This window comes from Streptomyces sp. NBC_00247 (assembly GCF_036188265.1).
Taxonomy (GTDB): domain Bacteria; phylum Actinomycetota; class Actinomycetes; order Streptomycetales; family Streptomycetaceae; genus Streptomyces.
Genome location: NZ_CP108093.1, coordinates 2,221,653 through 2,248,609, shown reverse-complemented (window position 1 = coordinate 2,248,609; position 26,957 = coordinate 2,221,653). Strand labels below are relative to the sequence as shown.

The 26,957-nt window shown below is 71.9% G+C and carries 21 protein-coding genes and 1 pseudogene; 7 read left to right on the top strand and 15 right to left on the bottom strand.

Annotated elements, in window-relative coordinates; translation table 11 throughout:
• The first annotated feature begins 60 nt into the window (after positions 1 to 60).
• Positions 61 to 2,289: a transglycosylase domain-containing protein gene (locus OHT52_RS09240; protein WP_328719647.1), complete on the top strand. Its 2,229-nt coding sequence runs from the start codon at positions 61 to 63 to the stop codon at positions 2,287 to 2,289.
• Between the two features lie 134 nt (positions 2,290 to 2,423).
• Here the strand turns inward: OHT52_RS09240 and OHT52_RS09235 are convergent.
• From OHT52_RS09235 to OHT52_RS09210, 6 genes and pseudogenes are all read right to left on the bottom strand, one after another.
• Positions 2,424 to 2,935, bottom strand: a pseudogene (locus OHT52_RS09235) (catalase); the annotation flags it as partial.
• A complete protein-coding gene (locus OHT52_RS09230; RefSeq protein ID WP_328719646.1) occupies positions 2,923 to 4,836 on the bottom strand; it encodes an ATP-binding SpoIIE family protein phosphatase in 1,914 nt (637 codons plus the stop codon). The gene OHT52_RS09230 and the pseudogene OHT52_RS09235, both read right to left, overlap by 13 nt.
• Positions 4,837 to 5,338: 502 nt before the next feature.
• Positions 5,339 to 6,025 carry a cytidylyl-2-hydroxypropylphosphonate hydrolase gene (fomD, locus tag OHT52_RS09225; protein WP_328719645.1) on the bottom strand — a complete coding sequence of 229 codons (687 nt, stop codon included), beginning with the start codon at positions 6,023 to 6,025 and terminating at the stop codon, positions 5,339 to 5,341.
• 154 nt (positions 6,026 to 6,179) lie between these two features.
• On the bottom strand, positions 6,180 to 7,583 hold the full coding sequence (locus OHT52_RS09220; RefSeq protein WP_328719644.1) for a class II fumarate hydratase: 1,404 nt from the start codon (positions 7,581 to 7,583) through the stop codon (positions 6,180 to 6,182).
• 160 nt (positions 7,584 to 7,743) lie between these two features.
• Positions 7,744 to 9,048, bottom strand: coding sequence for a M18 family aminopeptidase (locus OHT52_RS09215; RefSeq protein WP_328719643.1), 1,305 nt, complete (start codon positions 9,046 to 9,048; stop codon positions 7,744 to 7,746).
• A gap of 729 nt (positions 9,049 to 9,777) precedes the next feature.
• Positions 9,778 to 11,454, bottom strand: coding sequence for a fumarate hydratase (locus tag OHT52_RS09210; protein WP_328719642.1), 1,677 nt, complete (start codon positions 11,452 to 11,454; stop codon positions 9,778 to 9,780).
• A 309-nt stretch (positions 11,455 to 11,763) separates the two neighbouring features.
• On the opposite strand from OHT52_RS09210, the gene OHT52_RS09205 reads away from it, so the two are divergent.
• Entirely contained in the window at positions 11,764 to 12,459 is a 696-nt protein-coding gene (locus tag OHT52_RS09205) for a DUF1707 SHOCT-like domain-containing protein (RefSeq protein ID WP_328719641.1), read from the top strand.
• 222 nt (positions 12,460 to 12,681) lie between these two features.
• Positions 12,682 to 13,056, top strand: coding sequence for a WhiB family transcriptional regulator (locus OHT52_RS09200; RefSeq protein ID WP_328719640.1), 375 nt, complete (start codon positions 12,682 to 12,684; stop codon positions 13,054 to 13,056).
• A 94-nt stretch (positions 13,057 to 13,150) separates the two neighbouring features.
• On the opposite strand, the gene glpX is transcribed toward OHT52_RS09200, so the two are convergent.
• Entirely contained in the window at positions 13,151 to 14,182 is a 1,032-nt protein-coding gene (glpX, locus tag OHT52_RS09195; RefSeq protein ID WP_328719639.1) for a class II fructose-bisphosphatase, read from the bottom strand.
• A gap of 202 nt (positions 14,183 to 14,384) precedes the next feature.
• Here glpX and OHT52_RS09190 point away from each other — a divergent pair, with 202 nt between their 5' ends.
• Positions 14,385 to 14,903 carry a DUF4245 domain-containing protein gene (locus OHT52_RS09190; protein ID WP_328719638.1) on the top strand — a complete coding sequence of 173 codons (519 nt, stop codon included), beginning with the start codon at positions 14,385 to 14,387 and terminating at the stop codon, positions 14,901 to 14,903.
• Positions 14,904 to 15,003: 100 nt separating this feature from the next.
• Here the strand turns inward: OHT52_RS09190 and OHT52_RS09185 are convergent, their stop codons facing one another.
• The 4 genes from OHT52_RS09185 to OHT52_RS09170 form a co-directional block, all read right to left on the bottom strand.
• Positions 15,004 to 15,594, bottom strand: a complete 591-nt coding sequence (locus OHT52_RS09185) for a malonic semialdehyde reductase (RefSeq protein WP_328719637.1) — start codon at positions 15,592 to 15,594, stop codon at positions 15,004 to 15,006.
• 255 nt (positions 15,595 to 15,849) lie between these two features.
• Positions 15,850 to 16,104, bottom strand: a complete 255-nt coding sequence (locus OHT52_RS09180) for an exodeoxyribonuclease VII small subunit (protein WP_328719636.1) — start codon at positions 16,102 to 16,104, stop codon at positions 15,850 to 15,852.
• A gap of 79 nt (positions 16,105 to 16,183) precedes the next feature.
• Positions 16,184 to 17,395 (bottom strand): exodeoxyribonuclease VII large subunit, encoded by a 1,212-nt coding sequence (gene xseA, locus OHT52_RS09175; protein WP_328719635.1) that lies wholly within the window; start codon positions 17,393 to 17,395, stop codon positions 16,184 to 16,186.
• A gap of 39 nt (positions 17,396 to 17,434) precedes the next feature.
• The gene (locus tag OHT52_RS09170) at positions 17,435 to 18,829 is read right to left on the bottom strand and encodes an APC family permease (protein ID WP_328719634.1); all 1,395 of its coding nucleotides are present in this window, start codon (positions 18,827 to 18,829) and stop codon (positions 17,435 to 17,437) included.
• A 166-nt stretch (positions 18,830 to 18,995) separates the two neighbouring features.
• Between OHT52_RS09170 and OHT52_RS09165 the strand changes: the two genes are divergently transcribed.
• Together OHT52_RS09165 and ppgK are read left to right on the top strand one after the other, a co-directional pair.
• Positions 18,996 to 19,988 carry a 4-hydroxy-3-methylbut-2-enyl diphosphate reductase gene (locus OHT52_RS09165; RefSeq protein ID WP_328719633.1) on the top strand — a complete coding sequence of 331 codons (993 nt, stop codon included), beginning with the start codon at positions 18,996 to 18,998 and terminating at the stop codon, positions 19,986 to 19,988.
• 181 nt (positions 19,989 to 20,169) lie between these two features.
• On the top strand, positions 20,170 to 20,913 hold the full coding sequence (gene ppgK, locus OHT52_RS09160) for a polyphosphate--glucose phosphotransferase (RefSeq protein WP_328719632.1): 744 nt from the start codon (positions 20,170 to 20,172) through the stop codon (positions 20,911 to 20,913).
• A 165-nt stretch (positions 20,914 to 21,078) separates the two neighbouring features.
• Here ppgK and OHT52_RS09155 read toward each other — a convergent pair whose 3' ends face one another.
• Entirely contained in the window at positions 21,079 to 21,816 is a 738-nt protein-coding gene (locus OHT52_RS09155; protein ID WP_328719631.1) for a DUF6542 domain-containing protein, read from the bottom strand.
• Positions 21,817 to 22,077: 261 nt separating this feature from the next.
• On the opposite strand from OHT52_RS09155, the gene ychF reads away from it, so the two are divergent.
• Positions 22,078 to 23,166: a redox-regulated ATPase YchF gene (gene ychF, locus OHT52_RS09150; RefSeq protein ID WP_328719630.1), complete on the top strand. Its 1,089-nt coding sequence runs from the start codon at positions 22,078 to 22,080 to the stop codon at positions 23,164 to 23,166.
• 354 nt (positions 23,167 to 23,520) lie between these two features.
• Here ychF and OHT52_RS09145 read toward each other — a convergent pair whose 3' ends face one another.
• From OHT52_RS09145 to OHT52_RS09135, 3 genes are all read right to left on the bottom strand, one after another.
• Positions 23,521 to 24,690, bottom strand: coding sequence for a hypothetical protein (locus OHT52_RS09145; RefSeq protein WP_328719629.1), 1,170 nt, complete (start codon positions 24,688 to 24,690; stop codon positions 23,521 to 23,523).
• 117 nt (positions 24,691 to 24,807) lie between these two features.
• Positions 24,808 to 26,097, bottom strand: a complete 1,290-nt coding sequence (locus tag OHT52_RS09140; RefSeq protein ID WP_328719628.1) for a PP2C family protein-serine/threonine phosphatase — start codon at positions 26,095 to 26,097, stop codon at positions 24,808 to 24,810.
• Positions 26,094 to 26,897, bottom strand: a complete 804-nt coding sequence (locus OHT52_RS09135; RefSeq protein WP_328719627.1) for an alpha/beta fold hydrolase — start codon at positions 26,895 to 26,897, stop codon at positions 26,094 to 26,096. The genes OHT52_RS09140 and OHT52_RS09135 overlap by 4 nt, the downstream gene beginning before the upstream one ends.
• Positions 26,898 to 26,957: the final 60 nt, after the last annotated feature.

Genomic DNA, 26,957 nt, shown 5'->3' with positions numbered 1-26,957 from the left:
CGGGCAGGTCCGAACGGGCCGCGGGGGACCGACCGACCGAGAAACAGGAGCGACACAGCGATGGGGCGAGCGGATGAGCGACGTGCCCGCGGCAGGGAGGCACGGGCGGGCAAGAAGGGCGGCATACGCGGGCTCTTCACCTGGAAGCGGCTCCTGGGCACCTTCTTCGGTCTCTGCCTGCTGGTGATGGGCGCCTTCGTCGTGCTGTACCTGTACGTACCTGTACCCGAGGCGAACGCCCAGGCGCAGAAGCAGAGCAACGTCTACAAGTACAGCGACGGCACCGTGCTGGCCCGCACGGGCGAGGTCAACCGGGAGATCGTCGACCTCGCGCAGGTCCCCAAGGACGTGCAGCACACCTTCGTCGCCGCCGAGAACAAGTCCTTCTACCAGGACAAGGGCGTCGACCTGAAGGGCACCACCCGGGCCCTGCTCAGCACTGTCTCCGGCAAGGGGAAGCAGGGTGGCTCGACCATCACCCAGCAGTACGTGAAGAACTACTACCTCACGCAGGACGCGACGGTCTCCCGCAAGCTCAAGGAACTGGTGATCTCGCTCAAGGTCGACCAGAAGATGACCAAGGACGACATTCTCGCCGGGTACATCAACACCGCCTTCTACGGGCGTGGCGCCAGCGGCATCCAGGCCGCCGCCCAGGCGTACTACGGCGTGGACGCCTCCAAGCTCAATGTTTCCCAGGGCGCCTACCTCGCCGCGACCCTCCAGGCCCCCAGCCAGTACGACTGGTCCACGGCCACCGAGACGGGCAAGCGCCTGGTCAAGGAGCGCTGGGGCTACACCCTGGACAACATGGTCGAGAAGGGCTGGCTGAGCAGCGCCGACCGCCAGAGCCTGAAGTTCCCCGTCCCGAAGGACCCCAAGGCCGCGCCCGGCATGGAGGGCCAGACCGGTTACCTCGTCGAAGAGGCCAAGGCGGAACTCAAGGAGCAGGGCGTCACGGAAGAGCAGCTCGAAGCCGGCGGCTGGACCATCACGCTGAACATCGACAAGAAGCGGCAGAAGCAGCTGGAGAAGTCGGTCGACGCGCAGCTGGAGTCGAAGCTCGACCGGAAGAACAACAAGGTCGACGCCACCGTCCAGGCCGGGGCCACCTCGGTCGACCCGAAGACCGGCGGGATCGTCGCCCTCTACGGCGGGGTCGGCTACACCGAGCACTACACCTCCAACGCCACCCGCCGCGACTACCAGCCCGCCTCCACCTTCAAGCCGCTGGTGCTCGCCTCCGCCCTGGAGAACGAGTCCACCACGCAGGACGGTGACCTGATCGGCCTGAACACGACCTACGACGGCACCAGCAAGCGGCCGGTCGTCGGCAGCGACACCCCGTACTCCCCGGAGAACGAGGACGACCAGGACTACGGCGACATCAGCGTGCAGAAGGCGCTGAACGCCTCGGTCAACTCCGTCTTCGCGCAGATGGTCGTCGACGTCGGCCCCGGCAAGGTCAAGAAGACCGGGCTGAGCCTCGGGCTGCCGGACAAGAACTTCCCCGAGCGCCCCGCGATCACCCTGGGCACCATGGAGGTCTCGACCGAGGACATGGCCGGCGCCTACGCCACCCTCGACAACCACGGCAAGAAGGTCACGCCGTTCATCGTGAAGTCGGCCGAGCACCGCGACCGCACGGTGGACGCCGTGAAGGGCGTCGGCAAGCAGGTGATCAGCCGCAAGTCGGCCGACACCGTGACCCAGGCGATGACCGGGGTCATCGATTCCGGTTCCGGCCAGGCCGCCAACACCTCCGCGTACGAGGCGGCGGGCAAGACCGGTACGTCCGAGAACAACAAGGCGGCCTGGTTCGCCGCCTACACCCCCGAGCTGACCACCGTCGTCGCGCTCTTCGGGGAGGACCCGAAGGACCACCACCAGGTCAGCCTGACCGGCACCGCCAACTCCGGCCGCGCCAACGGTGGTGGCTTCCCCGCCCGGATCTGGGCCGACTACACGCTGGGGGCGCTGAACGGCGGCTCCGACGCGCAGTTCGACCTGGAGGACGTGGAGAAGGGCGAGGTGCCCTACACCCCGCCGCCGACCCCGACCGAGTCGGCCTCGCCCACCCCGACGCCGAGCGCCACGACCCCGTCCCCGTCCGCGACACCCTCGGACGAACCGACCGAGCCCGAGACCCCGTCGCCCGACCCGAGCCAGTCGACCCCCGTCGAGCCCAGCGAGACGCCTTCCGGCGGGCTGGACCCCGGGGACGGCGACAGCGACGACGACGGCGACCAGACGGGCGGTCGCCCCGGCGGCACCGGGCTGCTGGGCTGAGAGCCTGTCGGGCGGCCTCTGATCGGGTGGCCGCGCCCTGGCACGCACGCTTCCCGTGTTGCGGCTGAATGGCCCCGTAGCTGAGCTACGGGGCCATTCAGCCGCCGTTGACCTTCTTGGCGACCCGGTCGCCCACCGGCAGGGTCCCCGAACCGAGCGGTGTCCGCGTCCGGACCGCCGTACGAGTTCGGCGCGTACACCGCCCCCGTGCGCGAAGGCCCGTACCGCATCGGGCCGTCCTTCGCGTACGGGTTCACGCCGTGCCGGGGACGGTTCGGCGGGAGCTGCGCGTAGTTCGGGCCGATCCGGTAGCGGTGCGTGCCCGGGCAGGAGAAGAGCCGGCCGAGCAGCATCTCGTCCGGGACGGCCCGATGCCGGGCACCAGGTTCGACGACTCGAAGGACGCCTGCTCGACGTGGACGAAGAAGTCCTCGGGATTCTCGTTCAGCGTCATCCGGCAGACCTCGGTCAGCGGACAGTCGCCGTGCGGCCACACCTCGGTCAGGCCGAACGGGTTGAACCGGTGGTCCGGCGCGTCCTCGAAGGAGAGCGTCCAGAAGTCCCCCTGCATGGCGTGGTCGCGCACCCCGTCGTCCGGGCGGCGCTTCTGCGAGCGGATGAAGTCCTTCAACCTCATCGGGTCCCGGTGGCCATCTCGAACCACACCACCTTGCCCGAGGACAGCCGTGTCGCCCCCCACCGCCGGGCCAGCCGGTTCACCAGGAACAGACCGCGCCCGCCCTCGTCCGTCTCCCGGGCCCGGCGCTGCCGCGGCAGCTGCGGAGAGTCGTCGCCGACCTCGCAGCGCAGGATGTCGGTCCGCAGCAGCCGCAGGCTCACCGGCCGCTCGGCGTACCGGACGGCATTGGTGACCACCTCGCTGACCAGCAGCTCCACCTCGTCCGAGAGGTCGGCGTCCATGCCCCAGCGCTCCAGCGCGCCCCGGGCCAGCTTGCGCGCCCGGCTCGGCGCCGAGTCCTCCGGGTCCAGCGACCAGTACGCCACGTCGTTCGGCGCGATCCCGTCGAAGCGGGCCGCCAGCAGCGCGATGTCGTCGTCCCGGTCGCCCGGACCGAGCATGTCGAGCACGTCGTCGCAGAGCGCCTCCAGCGGCGGCGCGTGGTCCGGACCGGTGAGCCGGGCAGTCGTGGCGAGCCGCTCCCGCAGCTGCTCGATGCCGGTCCACACGTCCCGCAGCCGCGACTCCACCAGCCCGTCCGTGTACAGCAGCAGCGTGCCGCCGGCCGGCGCCTCCAGCTCCACCGCCTCGAAGTCGACCCCGCCCACGCCGATCGGGGCGTTCGGCGGCACGTCGAGCACTTCCGCGCGGCCGCCGAGATGCAGCAGCACGGGCGGCGGATGGCCGGCGTTGGCGACGGTGATGCGGTGCGCGACCGGGTCGTACACCGCGTACAGGCAGGTCGCCATGCGGTTCTCGCCGAGCCGCTGCGCCTGCTCGTCGAGATGGTGCAGGACCTCCTGGGGCGGCAGGTCGAGACCGGCCAGCGTCTGCGCGGTGGTGCGCAGCTGCCCCATGATCGCGGCCGAGGTCATCGAGTGCCCCATGACGTCGCCGACGACCAGCGCGACCCGGCTGCCGGGCAGCGGGATCGCGTCGTACCAGTCGCCGCCGACCCGGGCCGTCTCGGCGGCCGGGAGGTACCGGGAGGCGAGCCGCACCCCGGTGGGCTGCGGCAGGGAGTCCGGCAGCATGGTGCGCTGGAGCTCGTCCGCGATGTACGCCTCACGCCCGTAGAGGACGGCCTTGTCGATGCCGAGCGCGGTGTGGGTGGCGAGCTGCGCCGCGACCAGCAGGTCGTTCGCCTCGAACGGCGCGCGGTCCGTGGTGCGCAGGAAGACCGCCGAGCCGATGACCCGCCGCCGGCCGCGCAGCGGCGCGAGGATCGCGCGGTGGCCGGTGGGCGCGGACCGGCCGGTGCCCAGCAGCTCGGGCAGGGCCGCACGGGCCGCCGCGTTGTCGCCGAAGACCGGGCGTACGCCACGCAGCACCTCGCCGAGCGCGCCGCCGGTGCGGACCTCGCAGAGCTCCGCCACGGGCAGCTGATCGGCCCCCGGGTCGATGAACGGCGGCCTGAGCCGCTCGGGGTCGTGGAGCCCGTCCGGCTCCTCCTCCGTCAGCCGGAGCCGGTCGCTGCGGCGCAGCCGCAGCACGAACGGCTCCACCGGCCGCTCGTCGCCCACCGGCAGCGGATCGCGCAGGTAGATGAGGATCTCGTCGCAGAACGTCGGCACGCTGGCCCGGCAGAGCCCGAGCACGATCTCGTCGAGATCGATGCCCCGGGCGATCCGGCGGGTGGCCGCGCCGACGAACCGCAGCCGGTCGCCCTCGCGCCGCGACGCGGCCTGCGGGTCGGGCACGCCGACGGCGGGGGCGGCGGCGGAGGCTCTGGGCGCTCCGGCGGGGCCCGGGATGGCCGCGGGTGCCGCGGTGCCCGGCGCGGCGTCCTGCTGCCGGGGCCGGGTGCGCTCCTGCGGCCGGGCGGCGAGAGGCCGGTGGCCTTCGTGGGAGGTGGGGTGCTCCGTCACGCGTGGGGTTCCGTCCGTCCGGGCCGGTTGTATGAGGCAGTCACCTCGTGGGGCGACACTCTGCCCCGGTGAGAGCGGTGGGAACAACGGCGCTCACCCGTGGCCGTCGCGCCCGGGGCCGAAACCGTGCGCACACGCGGCCGGGCGCTGACAACGTTTTCGGTGCGCGCCGGGTGCGCGGCGGTCGCGGTCCGCGTGGCCGAGGTCCGCGCGGTGCCCGTGCGCGGGCCGGGTGCGGCCCGGGCCGGGCCGACCGCGCCGGCCGGGAGGGCGGCCGTGCCGGTGTGTCCGCCCGCTGGTGCGAGCACCACGCCTCCACCCCCTCGTAGTGGCTTCCGCCGCCGTGCGGCCCGTACGGGCTGCGGCCCGTGCGGGGCTGGTACGGCGTGTGCGGTAGCGCCTGTGACATGCGGTCAGGACCGGTGGCCGATACGCGGGTTGTCGCGCACGGGCCCTCGGGAGGCTGATCCTACGGGCGCCCCCCACGGGTGATTCAAGAGTCTCACGACGGTGTGCGCGCGCGGGTGCGGTCCCAGTCATCCGGCAGCGCCGGGACGGGCCAGGCCGGATCGGGCCGCCAGTGCTCCCAGCCGTCCCGGAACGGGGGGCCCCACGCCTCGATCACCGAGACCGCCGCGCGCCCTGCCCGGCGCACCCGCTCGGCCGTCCCGCGGTCCATCAGGCCGACCCGTTGGGCCTGCGCGAACTCGTCCTCGTCGAGCCACTTCCAGCTCCGGTCGGGGTGCACCGAGATGTCGAGGAAGTGGTCCTCGGAATCGACTCCGGAACTCCAACGAGTGAGTGGTTCCTCGAAGTTGACATACCAGTTGCGGAAGACCCAGCCGCGGTCCCAGAAGAGCCAGACCGACCACGGCTCGCCGGGCCGCGCCAGCTTCAGCACGCCCATGCCCCACCAGGTGTAGCGGTCCGTGGTGCGCGGCACGGTGTAGCGGGTGGCCAGGGGCTCCGTGTGCACCTCGGCGCCGCTCGCGAGGACCGGCCGTACGCACTCGGTGCCCGGGGCCATCCATACGGCCAGGAGGTCTTCGGTGTCCTGGACGACCGTGACCGGACGGCAGATGCGCAGCGGTGTCGCGTGCGCGGGCCCGTCGTCGCTGCCCTTGTCCCGGTAGCGCCAGAGGATGTGGTCCCCGGGCGCCCAGCGTGTGTGCTCTCCCGTACCTGCCATGAACAGATCTTACGGACGCCGCCGCGCGGGCGCTGCGATACGGATCACCCGGCGGCGCGCATCCCTACGGGCCGTCAGGGAGACCTGACGGCCCGTCCGGGGCGAGGCCGTGCCGGGCACCGTCCGCCGGGAATCGCCGGACACGGCCCAGGTTTCACGGCCTGGTCATGCGCAGGACGTCGAGCGCCTCGTCCAGTTGCTCCACCGTCAGGTCGCCCCGCTCCACGTACCCGGAGGTGAGCACGGTCTCGCGGATCGTGGTGCCGTCGGCCAGCGACTTCTTGGCGACCTTGGCGGCCTCCTCGTACCCCAGGTACTTGTTCAGCGGGGTCACCACCGAGGGGGAGGACTCCGCGTAGGCGCGCGTCCGGGCGGTGTCGGCGGTGATGCCGTCCACCGTGCGGTCCGCCAGCAGCCGCGAGGCGTTGGCGAGCAGGCGCACGGACTCCAGCAGGTTCTTCGCGATGACCGGCATCATGACGTTCAGCTCGAAGTTGCCGGCCGCGCCGGCCGCCGCGACCGTCGCGTCGTTCCCCGTGACCTGCGCGGCGACCATCAGCACCGCCTCGGGGATCACCGGGTTCACCTTGCCCGGCATGATCGACGAACCCGGCTGGAGGTCGGGCAGCGCGATCTCGGCCAGGCCGGTACGCGGTCCCGAGGCCATCCACCGCAGGTCGTTGCAGATCTTGGTCAGCGAGACGGCGACCGTACGCAGCTGCCCGGACACCTCGACCAGGCCGTCCCGCGCGCCCTGCGCCTCGAAGTGGTTGCGGGCCTCCGTCAGCGGTAGTCCTGTCGCCTCGGCGATCTCGGCGATGACGGCCGCCGAGAAGCCGGGCGGGGTGTTGATCCCGGTGCCGACCGCCGTACCGCCCAGCGGAAGTTCGGCGAGCCGGGGGAGTGAGGCGCGCAGGCGCTCGACGCCGTAGGAGATCTGCGCCGCGTACCCACCGAACTCCTGTCCAAGGGTGACAGGCGTCGCGTCCATGAGATGGGTGCGCCCCGACTTCACCACCTGCGCGAACTCGCGGGCCTTGCGCTCCAGCGACGCGGCCAGGTGCTCCAGGGCCGGGACGAGGTCGCCGGTGACGGCGGCGGTGGCGGCGATGTGGATCGAGGACGGGAAGACGTCGTTCGAGGACTGCGAGGCGTTGACGTGGTCGTTGGGGTGCACGTCACGGCCGAGCCGCTCGGAGGCGAGCGTGGCGATCACCTCGTTGGTGTTCATGTTGGACGAGGTGCCGGACCCGGTCTGGAAGACGTCGACCGGGAAGTGGTCGTCCCACCGGCCCTCCGCCACCTCGGCGGCCGCCCCCGAGATCGCCTCGGCCACCTCCGGATCGAGCACCCCCAGACCGGCGTTGACCTTGGCGGCAGCCGCCTTGATCCGGGCGAGTGCCTCGATGTGGGCGCGTTCCAGTCGCTGGCCGGAGACGGGGAAGTTCTCCACCGCCCGCTGGGTCTGCGCACGCCACTTGGCGTCCGCCGGGACCCTCACCTCCCCCATCGAGTCGTGCTCGATGCGGAATTCCGCCGGGTCCTGTGCATCGGTCATGTTGTTCGAACCTCCTGTGCGGTTGAGCGCGCGCCGTCGCGGGGCTATTCCCACCCCGTCCGCCCCGGAGCCACCCTCTCCCGCGCCCGTCCCCGCGCGCTCCCGGCACGCGGGTACGGGCGGGTGGGGGTCCGGGCACGCCTGCGGGCGCGCCCGTCGCTCAGGCGGCCGTCAACACGGCGCGCAGGGCCGCCGCCAGATGTGCCGGATCCCGCGCTCCGCACAGCTCGCGCGCCGAGTGCATGGAGAGGCCGGGCACCCCGACGTCCAGCGTGGTCACGCCGAGCCGGGCGGCGGTGAGCGGACCGATCGACGTGCCGCAGGGCATCGCGTTGTTGGCCGCGAAGGACTGCCACGGGACCTCGGACCGGTCGCACGCCTCGCGGAACAGGGCCACCCCGGTGCCGTCGGTGGCGTACCGCTGGTTGGTGTTGACCTTCACCGTGGGCCCGCCGTTCGGCAGCGGGAGGTGGCCGGGGTCGTGGCGCTCCTGGTAGTTGGGGTGAACGGCGTGGGTCATGTCGGCCGAGACGCAGAAGGAGCCCGCCAGCGACCGCGCCCACTCCTCGGCGCCGCCCCCGCGCGCCACCACCGCACGGGACAGCACCCGTTCCAGCAGCGGGCTCTGCGCCCCGGTCTGCGAGGCGCTGCCGACCTCCTCGTGGTCGAAGGCGGCCAGCACCGGGATGTAGCGGGGCGGTTCGACGGAGGTCGCGGTGTCCACCAGCGCCGTCACGCCCGCGTGCACGGAGACCAGGTTGTCGAGGCGGGGCGCGACCACGAACTCCTGCTCCACGCCCAGGTATCCGGGCGGCTGGACGTCGTGCAGCATCAGGTCCCAGCCCAGCACGTCCGCCGGATCCTCGCCGGCCGCCGCCGCGACTCGGCGCAGCAGCGCGCCCTCCTCGGGGGCGCCGAGCGACCACACCGGCGCCAGATGGCGCTGCGGGTCCAGGAGCGCGCCCTCGTTGACCTTCCGGTCGAGGTGGATGGCGAGTTGGGGTACGCGCAGCAGAGGTTCGTCGATCTGTACCAGCAGGTCGCGCGGGGTGCCGGGGGTTCCGCCGCGCAGGGTGAGCCGGCCGCTGAGGCCCAGGTCGCGGTCGAGCCAGGTGTTCAGCGGCACGCCGCCGTAGATCTCGACGCCGATCTGGCGCCAGCCCGCCGTCCCGGTGTCGGGGTTCGGTTTCACCCGCAGGTTCGGTGAGTCGGTGTGACAGCCGACGATCCGCAGCGGCGTGTGCGTGGGCGCGTGTTCGGGGACGTACCAGGCGATCAGCGCGCCGGCCCGGGCGACGTAGCAGCCGCCGCTCGTGCCGCTCCAGTCGTCGGTGCCGCGCAGTTCGCGGAACCCCGCCTTCGCCAAGCGCGTCACGGCACTCGCCACCGCGTGGTACGGGGAGGGGCTGGCGGCGATGAAGGCCAGCAGATCGTCGGTGTGGCTTCGGTGGGGGGCCGGCGTCATGCGTCGTCCGCCTTTCCGGTGGTGGGTGACCGCGGGGTGGGGCACGGGGGCTGTCGGCGATCTCCCCGCCGCTCGCGGTACGCGGGTGCGTCCGGCGCACACGGCCGCGCGGGCGGTGGGGGTGCCCGGCGGATCGGAGCCTGTCGGCCGACCCATGCCGACGGCGTGCGCGCGCCAGGCGTGGCCGCCCCGTCGGAGGCCGTCCGGCAGGCTCTCGGGGCCGGACGGCATCAACCCACCCCAACACGCGGGCACGGCGCAAGCCCGGCATCGGGTCCGGTGCGGGGAAAGGTGCGGTGGTCCGGGTGCCGGTCACCTCCCGGATCACGGTGGCCGCGGCGGCACCGGGGGGACCGGACGCGGGCGGTCCCCGCTCCCGTCGCCGGGCCGAAATCGCTGTCCGCGCCCGCCGGACGCGCCCCCACGGCGGTCCCGGCACCGGGTACGGGCGTCCGCCCGCGCGGCCTCGGCCCGCCGCCCCGGGCAAAGCGGCCGTCCCCCGTCGGCACGAGCGAGATTGGCTTGAATTCACCCATGCGCTCAGGGGGCGCCGCAGCCCGCGACGGCAGGAAGACGTCCGGGGCGCCCCGGCCGGATGTCATCGGCCGGAACGCCCCGGACGGGTCCGCGGATCAGGTCCGCGAAGCCTGCGGCACCGTGGACCCCGGGACCTCGTGGACCCCGGGTGCCTCACCTCGCGGACCCCGGGTGCCTCGCGGACCCCGTGGATCAGGCGAGACCGGGACCGCGCACCGGGATGCTGGTGAAGGTCGGCGCCGGCGCGGGCTCGGTGAAGAAGTCGTTGCCCTTGTCGTCCACCACGACGAACGCGGGGAAGTCCTCGACCTCGATCCGCCAGACCGCCTCCATGCCGAGCTCCTCGTACTCGACGACCTCGACCTTCTTGATGCAGTCCTGCGCCAGCCGGGCGGCCGGGCCGCCGATCGAGCCCAGGTAGAACCCGCCGTGCGCACCGCACGCGTCGGTGACCTGCTTGCTCCGGTTGCCCTTCGCCAGCATCACCTTGGAGCCGCCCGCCGCCTGGAACTGCTCGACGTAGCTGTCCATCCGGCCGGCCGTCGTCGGACCGAACGAGCCGGAGGCGTACCCCTCGGGCGTCTTCGCCGGGCCCGCGTAGTAGACCGGGTGGTCCTTGAGGTACTGCGGCATCTCCTCGCCCGCGTCCAGCCGCTCCTTGATCTTGGCGTGCGCGATGTCGCGCGCCACGACCAGCGGACCGGTCAGCGAGAGGCGGGTTTTGACCGGGTACTTGGTCAGCTCGGCGAGGATCTCGTCCATCGGCCGGTTGAGGTCGATCCGCACCACGTCACCGGACTCGTCGAGGTGCTCGTCGGTGGTGTCCGGCAGGAAGCGCGCCGGGTCCGTCTCCAGCTGCTCCAGGAAGACGCCCTCGGCGGTGATCTTCGCGGTCGCCTGGCGGTCGGCGGAGCAGGAGACGGCGATGGCCACCGGCAGCGAGGCACCGTGCCGGGGGAGGCGGACCACACGCACGTCGTGGCAGAAGTACTTGCCGCCGAACTGCGCGCCGATCCCGATCTTCTGGGTCAGCTCGAAGACCTTCTCCTCCAGCTCCTTGTCCCGGAAGCCGTGCCCGGTGGGGGAGCCTTCGCCGGGAAGCTCGTCGAGGTAGTGCGCGGAGGCGTACTTGGCGGTCTTCAGCGCGAACTCCGCGGACGTGCCGCCGACCACGATCGCCAGGTGGTACGGCGGGCAGGCCGCGGTGCCGAGCGAACGGATCTTCTCCTCCAGGAACTTCATCATGGAGGCCTCGTTCAGGACCGCCTTCGTCTCCTGGTAGAGGAACGACTTGTTGGCCGAGCCGCCGCCCTTCGCCATGAAGAGGAACTTGTAGGCACCGCCGTCGGTCGCGTACAGCTCGATCTGCGCCGGGAGGTTGGAGCCGGTGTTCTTCTCTTCCCACATGGTGATCGGGGCCATCTGCGAGTAGCGCAGGTTGAGCTTGGTGTACGCGTCGAAGATGCCGTGCGACAGCGCCTCCTCGTCACCGCCCTCGGTCAGCACGTTCTGCCCGCGCTTGCCCATGACGATGGCCGTGCCGGTGTCCTGGCACATGGGGAGCACGCCGGCGGCGGCGATGTTCGCGTTCTTCAGCAGGTCGAGCGCCACGAACTTGTCGTTCGAGGACGCCTCCGGGTCGTCGATGATCCGGCGCAGCTGCGCGAGGTGGGTGGGGCGCAGGTAGTGGGAGATGTCGTGCATCGCCTCGGCGGCCAGCGTGCGCAGCGCCTCGGGCGCCACCTTGAGGAACGTACGGCCGTCGGCCTCGAAGGTCGAAACGCCTTCGGAGGTCACCAGCCGGTACGGCGTGGTGTCCTCTCCCACGGGGAGCAGATCGGAGTACGCAAACTCTGGCATTTCGGCCATTCCTCACTCGGTGACAGCGGCTGACCTCCCTTGGGCAGCGCACCCACCAGGGTAGGGCTCGGGAGGACGGCCGGGCTTGTGAGGTAAGGCTCACCCCGGGTGAGGCGGGGGACCGGCGAGTGGCGGGGCGGTACGGAAGCCGTCCGGGTGCGCTCCGGGGTGGCGCGCGGGCGGCCGGGCCCGCTGCCCGGCGCACTCCTCGGTCCGGCCGGGCGGGCGGTGTCGGGCAGGCCCCTCGCGGCGTTGCCGGACCGCGAATTGCCGGACACGGCCTAGTCGCGATCTATCGCGTTTGGGTACGCTGGGCCGGTGGACCTCGAAAAGCAGCCTCAGCAGTCCCCGCGGCCGACGGCCACGGCCGCCGCCCCGTCCGCCGGGCCCTCCGGCCTCCGCGCGTCCGACGCCGACCGCGACCGGATCGCGGACATCCTGCGGGAGGCCGTGGCGGAGGGCCGGCTGACCGCCGAGGAGCACGCGGAACGGGTGGAACTCGTCTACCGCGCCAAGACCGTCGGCGAGTTGGAACCTCTGGTGAGCGACCTTCCGGCGGCCGGGAGTTCCTCGGCCGGGCAGGCGGCCGGGAGTCCCTTCGCGTACGAGGCGGGCGTCGCCGCCACCGACGCGGAGAATCTCGTCGCGGTCTTCAGCAGCGTGACGCGCAGGGGCCGTTGGCGGGTCGGCGGGCGCACCCACGCGTTCGCGCTCTTCGGAACGGTGGAGATCGACCTGACCGAGGCGCTGTTCGGGCAGCGGCTCACCGTCATCAACGCGACGTCGATTTTCGGCAATGTCGAGGTCAAGGTCCCGGAGAACATCACCCTGCGCGGCAGCGGGACCGGGATCTTCGCCAACTTCGAGGTGGTGAACACCGAGTCCCCCGATCCGGAGGCGCCGGTCGTCGTCGTCAACGGCTACTCGGTCTTCGGGAACGTCGAGGCCAAGCCCAAGCGGGGCAAGCTGATCGAGAACCTCCACCGCCAGCTGCGCAAGCACCTCGGACACTGAACGAACGGTCGGCGCACTCCCGTCGACGGGTGGGCGGCCGGCCCCGGGCCCAGGGGCAGGGGCGGTACGCACGGGTCGCAAGAGGCACTATCCGGCCAAGGGCCGGCCCGCACCCTCTTGCGTGGCCCGTTCGGCGATGCCACCCAGCGCATAGCCGTGCGTACAGCGGGTAAAGAATCCTGCATCGTCTCTCGCTCGCGAAGCCGTCGTCAGGAGTAGACCGTGCTGCAACTGCCTCATCAGCCCCTGCAGGTCGCCGCTGTGCCCACTCAGCGAGCTCCCGCGCGGGAAGACCAGGCGGGCCCCTGGCATTCCGAGGCGGTGTGCCGCCGGGACGAAGCCGGGCTCTTCTTCGCCCCGTCGAAAGAACCGACCGCCGCCCGGCTGTCCCGCGAGGACGCCGCCAAGCGGGTCTGCGCCCGCTGCCCCGTCATGGTGGAGTGTCAGGAGCATGCCCTGATGCAGCCGGAGCCGTACGGGGTCTGGGGCGGCCTCACGGCCGCCGAACGCCGGGTCGTGCTCGCCCGCAGGCGCCGCCGCGACATGGAGCTCAAGGCCGCCGCGGCCGCCAAGGGAGCGATCGCCGCCGCCGGCTGACCCACCGACGACGCGAAGGGGGCCACCCGCCCGGTGGCCCCCTTCGCGTTGCCCCGGGGTGTGGTCCGTGGATGCGGTCCGTCCGGGGCGGGTCCTACTGCGCCCGGTCGAAGTCGATCGCGCTGTACGCGCGCAGCTTCGACAGGCGGTGCGTGGAGGAGATGGTGCGGATCGTGCCCGACTTGGACCGCATCACGATGGACTCGGTGGTGGCGGTCTCGGCGCGGTAGCGCACCCCGCGCATCAGTTCGCCGTCGGTGATCCCGGTGGCGACGAAGAACACGTTGTCGCCGCTGACCAGGTCGTCCGTCGACAGCACCCGGTCCAGGTCGTGCCCGGCGTCCAGGGCCTTCTGGCGTTCGGCCTCGTCCTTCGGCCAGAGCTTGCCCTGGATCACGCCGCCCAGGCACTTTATGGCGCAGGCCGAGATGATGCCCTCGGGCGTGCCGCCGATACCCATGAGCAGGTCGATGCCGGTGCCCTCGCGGGCGGCCATGATCGAGCCGGCCACGTCGCCGTCCGAGATGAACTTGATCCGGGCGCCGGTGTCCCGGATCTCCTTCACGATGCCTTCGTGGCGCGGGCGGTCGAGCACGACGACGGTGACGTCCTCGGGCGTGGAGTGCTTCGCCTTCGCGACGCGCCGGATGTTGACCGCGACGGGCGCGTTGATGTCGACGAAGTCGGCGGCCTCGGGCCCGGTCACCAGTTTGTCCATGTAGAAGACGGCCGAGGGGTCGAACATCGCCCCCCGGTCGGCGGCGGCCAGTACCGCGATGGCGTTGGGCATGCCTTTGGCGTTGAGCGTGGTGCCGTCGATCGGGTCGACGGCGATGTCGACCTCGGCGCCGGTGCCGTCGCCGACCCGTTCGCCGTTGAAGAGCATGGGGGCCTCGTCCTTCTCCCCTTCGCCGATCACGACCACACCGTTCATGGACACCGTGGAGACGAGGGTCCGCATGGCCTTCACCGCGGCCCCGTCGGCGCCGATCTTGTCGCCTCGCCCGACCCAGCGGCCGGCGGCCATGGCGGCGGCTTCGGTCACCCGGACCAGTTCGAGGGCGAGGTTGCGGTCGGGGGCCTCCGGAGAGACCTCCAACTGGGACGGCAGATGGTGCTCGGGCATCGGAGCACGCCTTTCTGTACGACGACGACCGGAAATGAGCGCGCTTCGACTCTATCGGTAGGCCGATAAAATGAGCAGGGCGCCCCACGGATGAGCGCACGATGCCGTACCGACCGATGACGGGCCGGCGCCGCGTCCCGGCGACGGCCGGCCGGCCGGGGTCCCGGGCGGCTGTCGGGGGGCCTCGTGCCACCATGTATCCGTGGCAAGCAAGCGAGGCAAGCAGACAGTCCGGGACATGTTCCTGTCGTTGGTGTTGATCGTCGCCGCGGCCGGCGTCATCTACGTCTTCGTTCCGCACGACGACAAGGCCGACCCGGTCCAGACCGTCGACTACCGCGTCGAACTCGCGACCGCGCGCCGCGCGGCCCCGTACCCGGTGGCCGCCCCGTCCGGGCTCCCCGAGGGCTGGAAGGCGACCTCCGTCTCGTACGACGGTGCCGAGGGCAGCAGTTGGCACCTGGGCTTCATCGACCCGGACGGCAAGTACGTCGCCGTGGAGCAGTCCACGACTCCCGTGAAGGCCTACGTCCCCGACGTCAGCCAGGACGCCGAGGACACCGGACGCACCGAGACCGTCGCGGGCCAGGAATGGCAGTACTGGAAGGGTGCGAAGTACGACGCCCTGGTGCTGAACGCCGAGGGCTCCACCACGGTGGTCACCGGCTCCGCGCCCAGGAAGCAGCTGGCCGCGATGGCCGCCGCGCTCACCACGTCCTGACGCGGGCCGGGCCCGTTGCGGCACCGGAGACCCGAAAAGCCCGGAACACCTTCAGGTGTTCCGGGCTTTTCGTCGGGCGCGGCCGGCCGGGCCGGACCGGTCAGACGGTGGTGACGACCTCGTCGTACGACAGGCGCGGCAGGCGCGGGAACCAGGCGTCCTCACCCGGCTTGCCGATGTTGACGACCATGAGCAGCTTGTGGTCGCTGTCGAGGAACTCCTTCTCGATGCCCGCGGCGTCGAAGCCGGTCATCGGGCCGGCGGCCAGACCGGCGGCGCGGACGCCGACGATGAAGTAGGCGGCCTGGAGTGCGGCGTTCAGCGCGGCGGACTGCTCGCGGACCGGGCGCTCGGAGAAGAACGCGTCCTTGGCCTGCGGGAAGTGCGGCATGAGCGCCGGGAGCTCCTCGTGGAACTCGTTGTCGGCGGCGAGGATCGCGACCAGCGGCGCGGCGAGGGTCTTCGGGCGGTTGCCCTCGGCCATGTGCTCGACGAGGCGGGCGCGGCCCTCCTCGGAGCGGACCAGGACGACGCGCAGCGGCGACTGGTTGAAGGCGGTGGGGCCGTACTTGACCAGCTCGTAGATCGCCTGGACCTGCTCGTCGGTCACCGGCTCGTCGGAGAAGGTGTTGGCGGTGCGGGCCTCGGTGAAGAGGAGGGCCTGCGCGGCGGGGTCAAGGGCGAGGGACATGGACGAACCACCTTCGGGGCGTACGGGATCGAGCGATGTGATCACCGTAGCCGAGAGGTAGATTAACTTTCAACTAATCCCGGGCCGGGGTGAGGCACGCCACAGCGGCGACCGTGAGCGTCGCGGCCGTCCGCCACGTGTCCGGGCCCACTCGTCCCGGCGGAGAGCCGCCCCGATCTGGATGTACCGGGGCGGCCCCGACAACGCGGCGAGCGTGCGTACCAGGCGTCGCCGGTCAGGCTTGCACCACACGGCCTACTCGCCCGGCGACCCGTCCTCGCGGTCGTCGTCCGGACCTGCCAGGGCCGCGTCGAGGCGGGCGCGGGCACCCTCCAGCCAGCGGCGGCACACCTTCGCCAGCTCCTCGCCGCGCTCCCAGAGCGCCAGCGACTCCTCCAGCGTGGTGCCGCCCGTCTCCAGCCGGCGCACGACCTCGATCAGCTCGTCGCGCGCCTGCTCGTAACCGAGCGTGCCGGTCGCACCGGCGGTGGTCGTCCCGTCGTCCGTCATGCCGCCCACTCTATGTGCGCGCACCGACAGCGGTCCCGGTCCGGAACCAGGAGGCGTCCACCCGGTGCCGCAGGCCCGCTCACCCCTCCACCCGTACCGCGAACTCGCCCTCCGACACCCGCGCCCGCAGCACCTCGCCGGGGGCGCCGGCCTCCTCCGGGGCGCGCACCACATGGCCGTCCGCCCGCTGGAGCACCGCGTAACCGCGCTCCAGGGTGGCCGCGGGGGAGAGCGAGACCACCCGGGCCAGGGTGTGCGCGATCTCCGAGTCGGCCCGGTCCAGCAGATGCCCCAGCACCCGGCGGCTACGCCCCGTGAGCGCCTCCACCTCGGCGGCCCGCTCGTCCACCAGCCGCTGCGGGCGTTCCATCGACGGCCGGCCGAGTGCCTGCGCGAGGCCCCGCTCCTCGCGCTCCAGCAGCCCGCGTACGGTCCGCAGCGCCCGGTCCCGCAGCTGCTGGACCCGGTCCAGCTCCTCGCCCACGTCCGGTACGACCTTCTTCGCCGCGTCCGTCGGCGTGGACGCGCGCAGGTCCGCGACCAGGTCCAGCAGCGGGGAGTCCGGCTCGTGCCCGATGGCGGACACCACCGGCGTACGGCAGGCGGCGACGGCCCGGACCAGCGCCTCGTCGGAGAACGGCAGCAGGTCCTCCACGCTGCCCCCGCCCCGCGCGACGACGATCACGTCCACCTCGGGCATGCCGTCCAGCTCCTGGACCGCCTGGACCACCTGGTTGACCGCGTGGACGCCCTGCACGGCGGTGTTGCGCACCTCGAACCGCACGGCGGGCCAACGGCGGCGCGCGTTCTCCAGGACGTCGCGCTCGGCGGCCGAGGCCCGCCCGCAGACCAGCCCGATCAACTGCGGCAGGAACGGCAGCGGCCTCTTCCGGTCCAGCGCGAACAGCCCCTCCGAGGCGAGCGACTTCTTCAGCTGCTCCAGCCGCACCAGCAGCTCACCGATGCCGACCGGCCGGATCTCCGTCGCCCGGAGCGAGAGCTGGCCGCGCGGCGCGTACCACTCCGGCTTCGCCAGGACCACGACCCGCGCGCCCTCCGTCACCACGTCCGCGATCCGGTCGAAGACCTGCCGGAAGCAGGTCACGCCCACCGAGATGTCGTGGGCCGGGTCGCGCAGCGTCAGGAAGACGACGCCCGCCCCCGGCCGCCGCGAGAGCTGCGTGATCTGCCCCTCGACCCAGACCGCGCCGAGCCGGTCGATCCAGCCGCCGATGAGCCGCGACACCTCACCGACGGGCAGCGGGGCTTCCGCGGACGTGTTGAGAGCCATACGGGCGAGCGTAACCGCCACCGCGGACAGCGGGCCCGTTCACGCACCGGGCCGGGTGCCCCCGCCGCGGCCCATGGATTCCTCGCCCCCGCCGGTACGCCGTCCGCCCTGCACCGCGACCACCACGAGACCTACGGCGAGCCAGCAGGCACCCACCACCTGCGCGCTCGTCGTCGCCTCCACGATCACCGCGACCAGCGCGGCCGCGCCCAGCACCGGCACCACCAGATGGCGCCACCAGCTCGGCACGCCCTCCATCCGGCGGACCACGAACCAGCCCACCACCGACGCGTGCAGCAGCACGAACGCGGTCAGCGCGCCGATGTTCACCACGGACACCAGATGGTCGAGCCCGTCGTCCCGCCGGGCCGCCCACACCGCCGCCACCAGCGTGACGACCGCCGCGCACAGCACGGCCACCCTCGGCACCCCCGACTTCACGTCGATCCGCGCCAGGAACGACGGCAGCCGCCGCTCCCGCGCCATCGCGAAGACCAGCCGCCCGGCCGCCGCCTGCCCCGCCAGCGCCGCGAACGCCGCCCCGACCGCCTTGCTCGCCGCGACCAGGTCGTGCAGCCAGTTCCCGACCGAGGCGTCCACCGCGTCGTAGAACGCCGACCCCTGCGCCGCCGGATCCGCCGCCAGCTCCGCCGAGGAGACCGGCTCCAGCAGCGCCGCCAGATACGACTGCGCCACGAACAGGGCCCCCGCCATCACCAGACACAACAGCACCGCCCGCGCGACCTTCGCGGACCCGCCCGTCACCTCCTCCGCGAACGAGGCGATGGCGTCGAAGCCCAGGTAGGAGAGGACGGCCACCGACACCGCCCCGATCACCGCCGTGGTCGAGAACCCCGAATCGCCGGTCAGCGGCGACAGCCAGCCGCGCTGCGCGCCGTCCCGCGCCAGCACCACCACCGCCGACACCACGAACACCAGCAGCACCGTGATCTCCAACGCGAGTACCGCGAAGCCGACCCGCGCGGCGGCCCGCACCCCCCACAGGTTGAGTGCCGTGGTCAGCACCACCGCGATGGCCGTCCACACCCACCGCGACACGTCCGGGACCAGCGCGTTCATCGCGATTCCGGAGAAGAGGTAGGCGACCGCCGGGATCAGCAGATAGTCGAGCATCGCCATCCACCCGGCGATGAACCCGGGCACCTCGCCGAGCCCCTTGCGGGCGTACGTGAACACCGACCCGGCCTTCGGGGCGACCCGCACCATCTGGGCGTAACTGAACGCCGTGAAGGCCATCACGACCGTCGCCACGACGTACACGAGCGCGACCGCGCCGCCGGACTTCGCGTCCAGCGTGCCGAACACACCCACCGGGGCCATCGGGGCGATGAACAGCAGCCCGTAGACCACCAGGTCCCTGAATCCGAGCGTGCGGCGCAGCCCGCCCCGTGTGCTGCTTCCCGGTCCCGGCATCGGCCCTCCATGGTGTCCGGCAGCCCGCAGTCGATTGGTTCCCCCCGGCGGGCCGTCCGCCGCGTCCTCGCGAAGACGCGCGCCCGTGCCCCGTACCCGTACCTCGTGGATCAAGGCTCAGTCTCCCGACCGGACCGAGCCCGCGCCTGTTCGGTACGGCCTTACGATGGGACGCATGACTGCCACCCCTGCCCGCCGTGTCCTGCTCGCCGCTCCCCGTGGCTACTGCGCGGGCGTGGACCGTGCCGTGATCGCCGTCGAGAAGGCCCTGGAGCAGTACGGGGCCCCGGTCTACGTGCGCCACGAGATCGTGCACAACAAGTACGTCGTGCAGACCCTGGAGAAGAAGGGGGCGATCTTCGTGGAGACCACCGCGGAGGTCCCCGAGGGCTCCATCGTGATGTTCTCCGCGCACGGTGTCGCGCCGACCGTCCACGCCGAGGCCGCCGAGCGCCGGCTCGCCACGATCGACGCCACCTGCCCGCTCGTCACCAAGGTCCACAAGGAAGCCGTCCGCTTCGCCAAGGAGGACTACGACATCCTCCTGATCGGCCACGAAGGCCACGAAGAGGTCATCGGCACCAGCGGCGAGGCTCCCGACCACATCACCCTGGTCGACGGCCCCGAGGACGTCGCCAACGTCCAGGTCCGCGACGAGTCGAAGGTCGTCTGGCTCTCCCAGACCACGCTCTCGGTGGACGAGACCATGGAGACGGTCGACGCCCTGAAGAACAAGTTCCCGAACCTGCTCTCGCCGCCCAGCGACGACATCTGCTACGCCACGCAGAACCGCCAGGTCGCCGTGAAGAAGCTGGCCGAGGACGCCGATCTGGTGATCGTCGTCGGTTCCAAGAACTCCTCCAACTCGATCCGCATGGTCGAGGTCGCCCTGGACGCCGGAGCCCCCGCCGCCCACCTGGTCGACTTCGCCTCCGAGATCGAAGAGGCATGGCTGGAAGGCGTCACCACGGTCGGCCTCACCTCCGGCGCCTCCGTCCCCGACGTCCTCGTCGACGGCGTGCTGGAGTGGCTCGCCGAGCGCGGTTACGCGGACGTCGAGACGGTCAAGACGGCCGAGGAGTCGATCACCTTCTCGCTGCCCAAGGAACTCCGCCGTGACCTGCGCGCCGAGGCCGCCGCCCTGGCCGCCCAGCAGTAACTCCGCGCACGCGCGGCCGTCCACGGCGCACGCGCGGCCGTCCACGGCGCCCAGGCGTACCGGACGGCCGTGCTCCGCGTGCGGCCCGCTGGAGCCGTTCTACGCGCATCCCACAGGACCTTTACGTACGTACCGGCCGCTCGGGGCGTGCGGGGCGCCCGGTGCCCTTACCGTGGTGCCCATGGAGATCTTCGGCGTGGACATCGGCGGTTCAGGGATCAAGGGCGCTCCCGTGGACCTGGATCGTGGGGACTTGGCGCAGGAGCGCCACAAGGTGCTGACACCGCACCCGGCGGTACCCGAGGGTGTCGCCGACTGCGTGGCCGAGGTCGTCGGCCACTTCGACTGGTCCGGACCGGTCGGCATCACCTTCCCCGGCGTGGTCACCGACGGCGTCACCCGCACCGCCGCCAACGTCGACAAGGGCTGGGTCGATCTGGACGCCCGCGCGCTCCTCTCCGAGCGGCTCGGCTGTCCCGTGACGATCCTCAACGACGCGGACGCGGCGGGCGTCGCCGAGATGACCTTCGGCGCGGGCAAGGGCCGCAAGGGAACGGTCATCGTGCTCACCTTCGGCACCGGCATCGGCTCCGCCGTCTTCACCGACGGGCAGCTCGTGCCCAACACCGAGCTGGGCCACCTGGAGCTGAACGGCCACGACGCGGAGAAGCACGCGTCGACCAAGGCCAAGGAGGACCACGACCTGAGCTGGGAGCACTGGGCGCACCGGGTGCAGAAGTACCTCGCCCACGTGGAGATGCTGTTCTCGCCCGAGCTCTTCATCATCGGCGGCGGGGTGAGCCGCAAGGCGGAGAAGTTCCTGCCGCTCGTCAAGCACGTACGGGCGGAGATGGTCCCGGCCCAGCTGCAGAACAACGCCGGCATCGTCGGCGCGGCCATGGCGGCCCGCGCGGCGGGGAAGTAGCACGAACCTCTTCTCGCCAGGGGCCGCGCACGGCCCGCCGTCCGTCGCGGGCGGCAGCCCACCCGCCGGTCGCCCGCCGTTCGTTACGGGCGGGCGGGCCCGCCGGTCGCCCGCCGTTTTCGTCAGGGGCGGGCCCGCAGTCTCCGCGCCCGGGGCCTCGGGTCCCTACGCCTGCGGAGTGCGGCGGGCCGTGCTCCGTCCCAGGGGCCCGCCGCGCACCCCGGAGGCGGGGCGGGCCTTCGCCGGGCGGGGGCGCTCGCCCTGGCCGGGCCGGTCCTCCGGGCGCCCGTCGGCGCTCGCGTTACGGTCCCCGGCCACCGGAGACACGGCGGGCCGGAGCGCCTTCGCGGCGAGCAGGAGCTGCCGCTGCCGCATCTGCCGGACCTTGCGCACGGTCGCGATCACTCCGGCGACCAGCGTGCCCCCGTACAGCCAGCCCGCGTGCACCGCGAGCGCGGTGACGACCGCCATCAGCCGGCCGCCGAACCCGCCGTCGCCCCCCGCCACGGGCAGCACACCGACGGCGAAGGCGATCGGCACGCTGATCGGCGCGGTCACCAGGTCGGCGGGCCGCACCCAGAGCGCCGTCAGCGCGCTGACGGGCACGAACAGCACCCCGTAGACGAGCACGGACGAGTCGAACAGCAGCCAGACCAGGCAGGCCAGTACGAACATCACGGCGGTGGCGAAGAGCCCCGCACCGATGCCCGTCAGCCGGGGAGCGGGGAGTCTGCGCAGCGCGAGCACCACGGGAGGCACGCTCCGCCGCGCTCCGGGCGCACCGACCACCCGGTACACGGCCGAACTCTCGACGAGGGGCGCGCCGCCGCCCTGAGGAACCGGGGCCGCCGAGGGCTCCTGGGGCTGCCTGCGCTGCGGGGGACGAGTCCTGTGCTGCTCCACCTGGACAACGTAGGTCGCGGAACCGGGTGGATCAGGCATTGAACACGCGCTTTGGCCGAGCTTGGGGCTGCGTTCGACGTCACACGGCCGAATGAGGACCCTGTTCGGCGTTCGGCTCCGGTGGGAGGGGCGCCGCCGCTCCCACCGGACCCGTGACGGCACGGTCGGCCCCGCCCGTAAACTGGAGAATCGGTCCCCTGCCGGGCCCAGCCCGGCACGCTCCGCCCCCGTGCCCCGTCCTCACTCCAGGAAGTCGCCAACGTGTCGCTCACGATCGGAATCGTCGGTCTGCCGAATGTCGGCAAGTCGACCCTGTTCAACGCCCTGACCAAGAACGACGTACTGGCGGCCAACTACCCGTTCGCCACCATCGAGCCGAACGTCGGCGTGGTCGGCGTGCCCGACCCCCGGCTGAACACGCTCGCGGGGATCTTCAACTCGCAGAAGATCCTCCCCGCCACGGTCGACTTCGTCGACATCGCCGGGATCGTGCGCGGCGCCAGCGAGGGCGAGGGCCTGGGCAACAAGTTCCTCGCGAACATCCGTGAGTCCGACGCGATCTGCCAGGTCATCCGCGCCTTCAAGGACGAGAACGTCGTCCACGTCGACGGCAAGGTCTCGCCCAAGGACGACATCGAGACGATCAACACCGAGCTGATCCTCGCCGACCTCCAGTCCGTCGAGAAGGCCGTCCCGCGCCTCACCAAGGAGTCCCGCCTCCAGAAGGAGAAGGTCGCCGTCCTGGCCGCGGTCGAGGAGGCCCAGAAGATCCTGGAGTCCGGCCAGACGCTCTTCGCCGCCGGCATCACCGCCGCCACCGAGAAGGGCCGGCTCCTCCACGAGCTGCACCTCCTCACCACCAAGCCGTTCCTCTACGTCTTCAACGTCGACGAGGACGAGCTGGTCGACGAGGAGTTCAAGGACGCGCAGCGCGCCCTGGTCGCCCCGGCCGAGGCCATCTTCCTCAACGCCAAGATCGAGTCCGAGCTCATCGAGCTGGACGACGACGAGGCCCTGGAGCTCCTCCAGTCCATGGGCCAGGAAGAGCCGGGTCTCGCCACCCTCGGCCGCGTCGGCTTCGACACCCTCGGCCTCCAGACCTACCTCACGGCAGGCCCCAAGGAGACCCGCGCCTGGACGATCAAGAAGGGCGCCACCGCCCCCGAGGCGGCCGGTGTGATCCACACCGACTTCCAGAAGGGCTTCATCAAGGCGGAGATCATCTCCTTCGCCGACCTGGTCGAGACCGGCTCGGTCGCCGAAGCCCGCGCGAAGGGCAAGGCCCGCATGGAGGGCAAGGAGTACGTCATGCAGGACGGGGACGTGGTGGAGTTCCGCTTCAACGTGTAGCCGTGCGCGTCCGCACGTTAGGCATGGGGTCAAACGTGCACGTCAGAAGGGGTCGGGCTCGGTCGAGTCCGACCCCTTCGTCGTCACCGTGCTGGATGGGTGCTGGATCGACGGGGCGACCGTCAGCCGTCTTCCCTTTCGGGTGGTACTGAGCGTGGTGCGTCATCGAGTACCACTTGATGAGAGGGGTGGAGTCATGTTCATGACGGCGAGTCAGCCCGCAAGGAACTGTTTCCGTTGATCAAAAAGGTCAACGAGAACCATGAGGCCAAGGAGATCGTCTTCCTCGCTGCCCGGTATCGCTACTGATCGGTGAGTGTCCGGCGCTCCGTCACCTGCGCGCTCGTGTCCCCCTCAGTCGGAAAGCGGGTCGAGCATCGGCTCGTAGGAGGAGTCCTCTCCGTCCGGGCAGTGCGGGAGGAAGCCGTCGGGGACGGTGCGGGCGGCGGCGGCGAGGAGACGGTCCAGGGCTTCCCGCTCGGTGGCCGGGGGGAGCCGAAGGGCGGCGAGGAGGCGGTCGCGGACGACAGGGTGGTCCGGGTGGTCGTCGAGGTAGTCGGAGCTGAGGGCCGGGGGTCGGAAGCCGGCCAGTGCATCGTGCCAGGACGGTAGGGCGACGGCAAGCGTCAGGGCCTCGGCGAGCGACTCGGCGATCAGGGAGGCCCGGCCCTCGGAGTCGGTGTAGAGGACGGGGCGGGGTCCGCCGGGGACGGCCGGGCCGCAGAGGTAGTGGGTGCCGCCCGCGTGGCAGCCGGCGACAGGCTCCACCGGGAGGCCGTTGGGCAGGGCGATCGGCTCGATCGGGTCGGTGCGGGCGAGGTCGAACTCGCCGTCGCAGGCCAGGTAGGAAGCGGCCTCCGGATGTGCGGCGATTCTGCGGAGCAGGGCCTGGTCCGAGAGGGCGGCCGGGTTGAGGGCCGCTGCGACCTCAAGGGTGAGGGGTTGTCCGGCGAGGACGTGGCGGACCGCTTCGAGGGGGACGGGGCGTTCGTAGTAGTCCTCGAAGTGGGCCTGGACGGCCTCGGGGGAGCGGTCGGTGAGGAGGCGGAAGAGGTAGGCGGAGCCGTCCGGGTCGTCGGCGCCGGGCGGGAAGTCGATGGCCGAGCCGGTTCGCCACTCCGTGTCGCCGGCCGTCCGCCACAGGCAGGTGGTGACGCGGGGGACGGCGGAGCCCTCCTCGCAGAAGGCGGGTTCGTCCAGGAGCGGGCTCAGTGCGGCGGGCACCTCGTCGATGACACCCGGCCAGACCTCTTCGTCGTCCGTCGCGTAGGGGCTCATTCTCGACTCGTGGTCGAAGCCGCGTATGAGCACGCCGGACGGGGAGAAGACCACCGAGAAGTCGTCCCCCGAGCCGTTGTCCATCAGAGCGGCCTCTTCGCCGGGGCCCCAGTCGGTGTGGAAGCCGTAGCAGCAGTACTGCGGGGCGTCGCCGATCGTGGCGTCCAGAACGGCCAAAGCGCGCAGGTGGGAGCGGAGTTCGTCGGGGCCGGGGAGACGGGCGGCGGTTTCGCGCAGGGTGCTCATGACGTCATGGAAGCAGCAGCCACCGACAGTGGCCCCGGCCCGGCCCGGCCCGGCCCGGCCCGGTCGGAGGGGAAGCGCGCCGAGCGCCCGGTCCGTGACGAGGGGCTTACCCGGGGCTCAGGCGGAGGACGTCGGCCCGTCCGCGCCCTGGCCGCCCGCTCCGGCGACCGGAACGCCCAGCGCGAGCAGCGCCGTGTCGTCGTTCACGCCCTCACCGAAACTGTCCAGCAGGCCGGTCAGGGCGGCGATGACGGCGTGGGCGGATTCGCCGGCCCGGCCTCGGGCGAAGTCGCGCAGTGCCTCGTCCCCGTAGAGGGAGGTGCCGTCGCGGCTCGTGCGTGCCTCGGTGAGGCCGTCCGTGTAGAGCAGGAGGGTGTCGCCGGGGGTGAGCCGGGTGTCGGCGGTGACGAAAGCCGGGTCGGGCAGGACGCCCACCAGAAGGCCGCCCGGCGTGGGCAGGTACTCGGCGCCGCCTCCGGCGCGCAGGACCAGCGCCGGCGGGTGACCGCCCGACGCGAGATGGACGTCGACCTCTCCGGCGGCGGGGCCGGGTGCGAGTACACCGAAGACGGCGGTGCAGTAGCGGGGGTCCGGGCCGCTCGAGTAGCGCTCGTACAGCACCGTGTTGAGCGTGGAGAGGGCCGATACGGGATCGGGGTCGTGCAGGGCCGCGGCACGCAGGGTGTGGCGGGTCAGCGCGGTGACGGCGGCGGCTTGGGGACCCTTGCCGCACACGTCGCCGAGGAAGAAGGCGAAACGGGTGGCGTCGACCGGGAAGACGTCGTAGAAGTCGCCGCCGAGCCGGTCGGGGGAGGCGGTGTGGTAGTGCGCGGCGGCCTCCATGCCGGGGACCGGCGGCAGGGTGTCGGGCAGCAGCGCCTGCTGCAGTACCGCGAGGGCGTCCTGCAGTCTGGTGCGGTCGTCCTGGGCGCGCCGGGTGGCTTCCTCGGCCGCGCGGCGCGCCCGCAGGAGTTCCTCCTCGTAGCCGCGGCGGTCACGGGCGTCGAAGACGGTGACGCGGATCAGCAGCGGGTCGCCGGCGGCGTCGTGGTTGACCACGGCCGAGACGAGCACCGGCATCCGCCCTCCGTCGGACTGCCTGATGTCGAGGGCGATGCCGCTTATCCGGCCGCGCATGCGCAGCAGCGGGGCGAAGTGCGTCTCGTGGTAGAGCCTGCCACCGACGGTCAGCAGGTCGACGAAGCGCATCCGGCCGACCACCGCCTCCCGCGCGAGGCCGAGCCAGTCCAGCAGGGTGGTGTTGATCTTCGCCACCGTGCCGTCCATGCGCGTGGACAGATATCCGCACGGAGCGCTCTCGTACAGCTCCTCGGCGCTGGGCTCCAGGAGCGCCGCGAACGCGTCCTCGCGGGACGGATCCGGTTCCGGGCCCGCCCGGTCCGTCATCCCAGGCCGGCCAGGAACTCGGTGATCGCCGCGTTGGTGGCGTCGGGCGCCGACAGCTGGGGGCAGTGGCCGGTCGCGTCGAGGGTGACCAGGGTCGAGCCGCCGATCGCGTGATGCACGTAAGCCCCGACCTCCGGCGGCGCGATCATGTCCTGGGCGCATTCCAGGACCAGCGTCGGCACCGTCACGCCGGCCAGGTCCGCGCGGCTGTCGGACAGGAAGGTGGTGCGGGCGAAGACGCGCGCCATGTCCGGGTCGGTCGCGCAGAAGCTGTCGGTCAGCTCCTCGCCCAGAGCGGGCCGGTCCGGATTGCCCATGATCAGCGGTGCCATCGTGGCGGACCAGCCCAGATAGTTCAGCTCCAACGAGGCCAGCAGCTCGTCGATGTCCTCGGCGCTGAAACCGCCCCGGTAGCCGTCCTCGTCGACGTAGCGGGGCGAGGGGGCGACCATCACCAGCGCGCCGATCCGGTCGGGTGCCTCCCGCGCCGCCAGGACCCCGACCATGGCGCTGACCGAGTGCCCCACGAACACCGCCCGCTCCAGATCCAGCTCCTCGCAGACCTCCACCACGTCCCGGGCGTACCCCTTCAAGGACGAGTAGCGCTCCTCGCTCCACGCCGAGAGGTCGGATCCGCCCGACCCGACGTAGTCGAAGAGCACCACCCGGTAGTTTTCGGCCAGAACGGGCACGGTCAGGCGCCACATGTTCTGGTCGCACCCGAAACCGTGCGCCAGCACCACCACGCGCCCCCGCGGGTTGCCGGTGACGGAGACGTTGTTCCTGCGCCGGATGTCCATGTCCGCCATCCTCCCAGCACCGGCCGCAGGCTTCGACCCGGAGAGCGCGGGAGTTCCGGT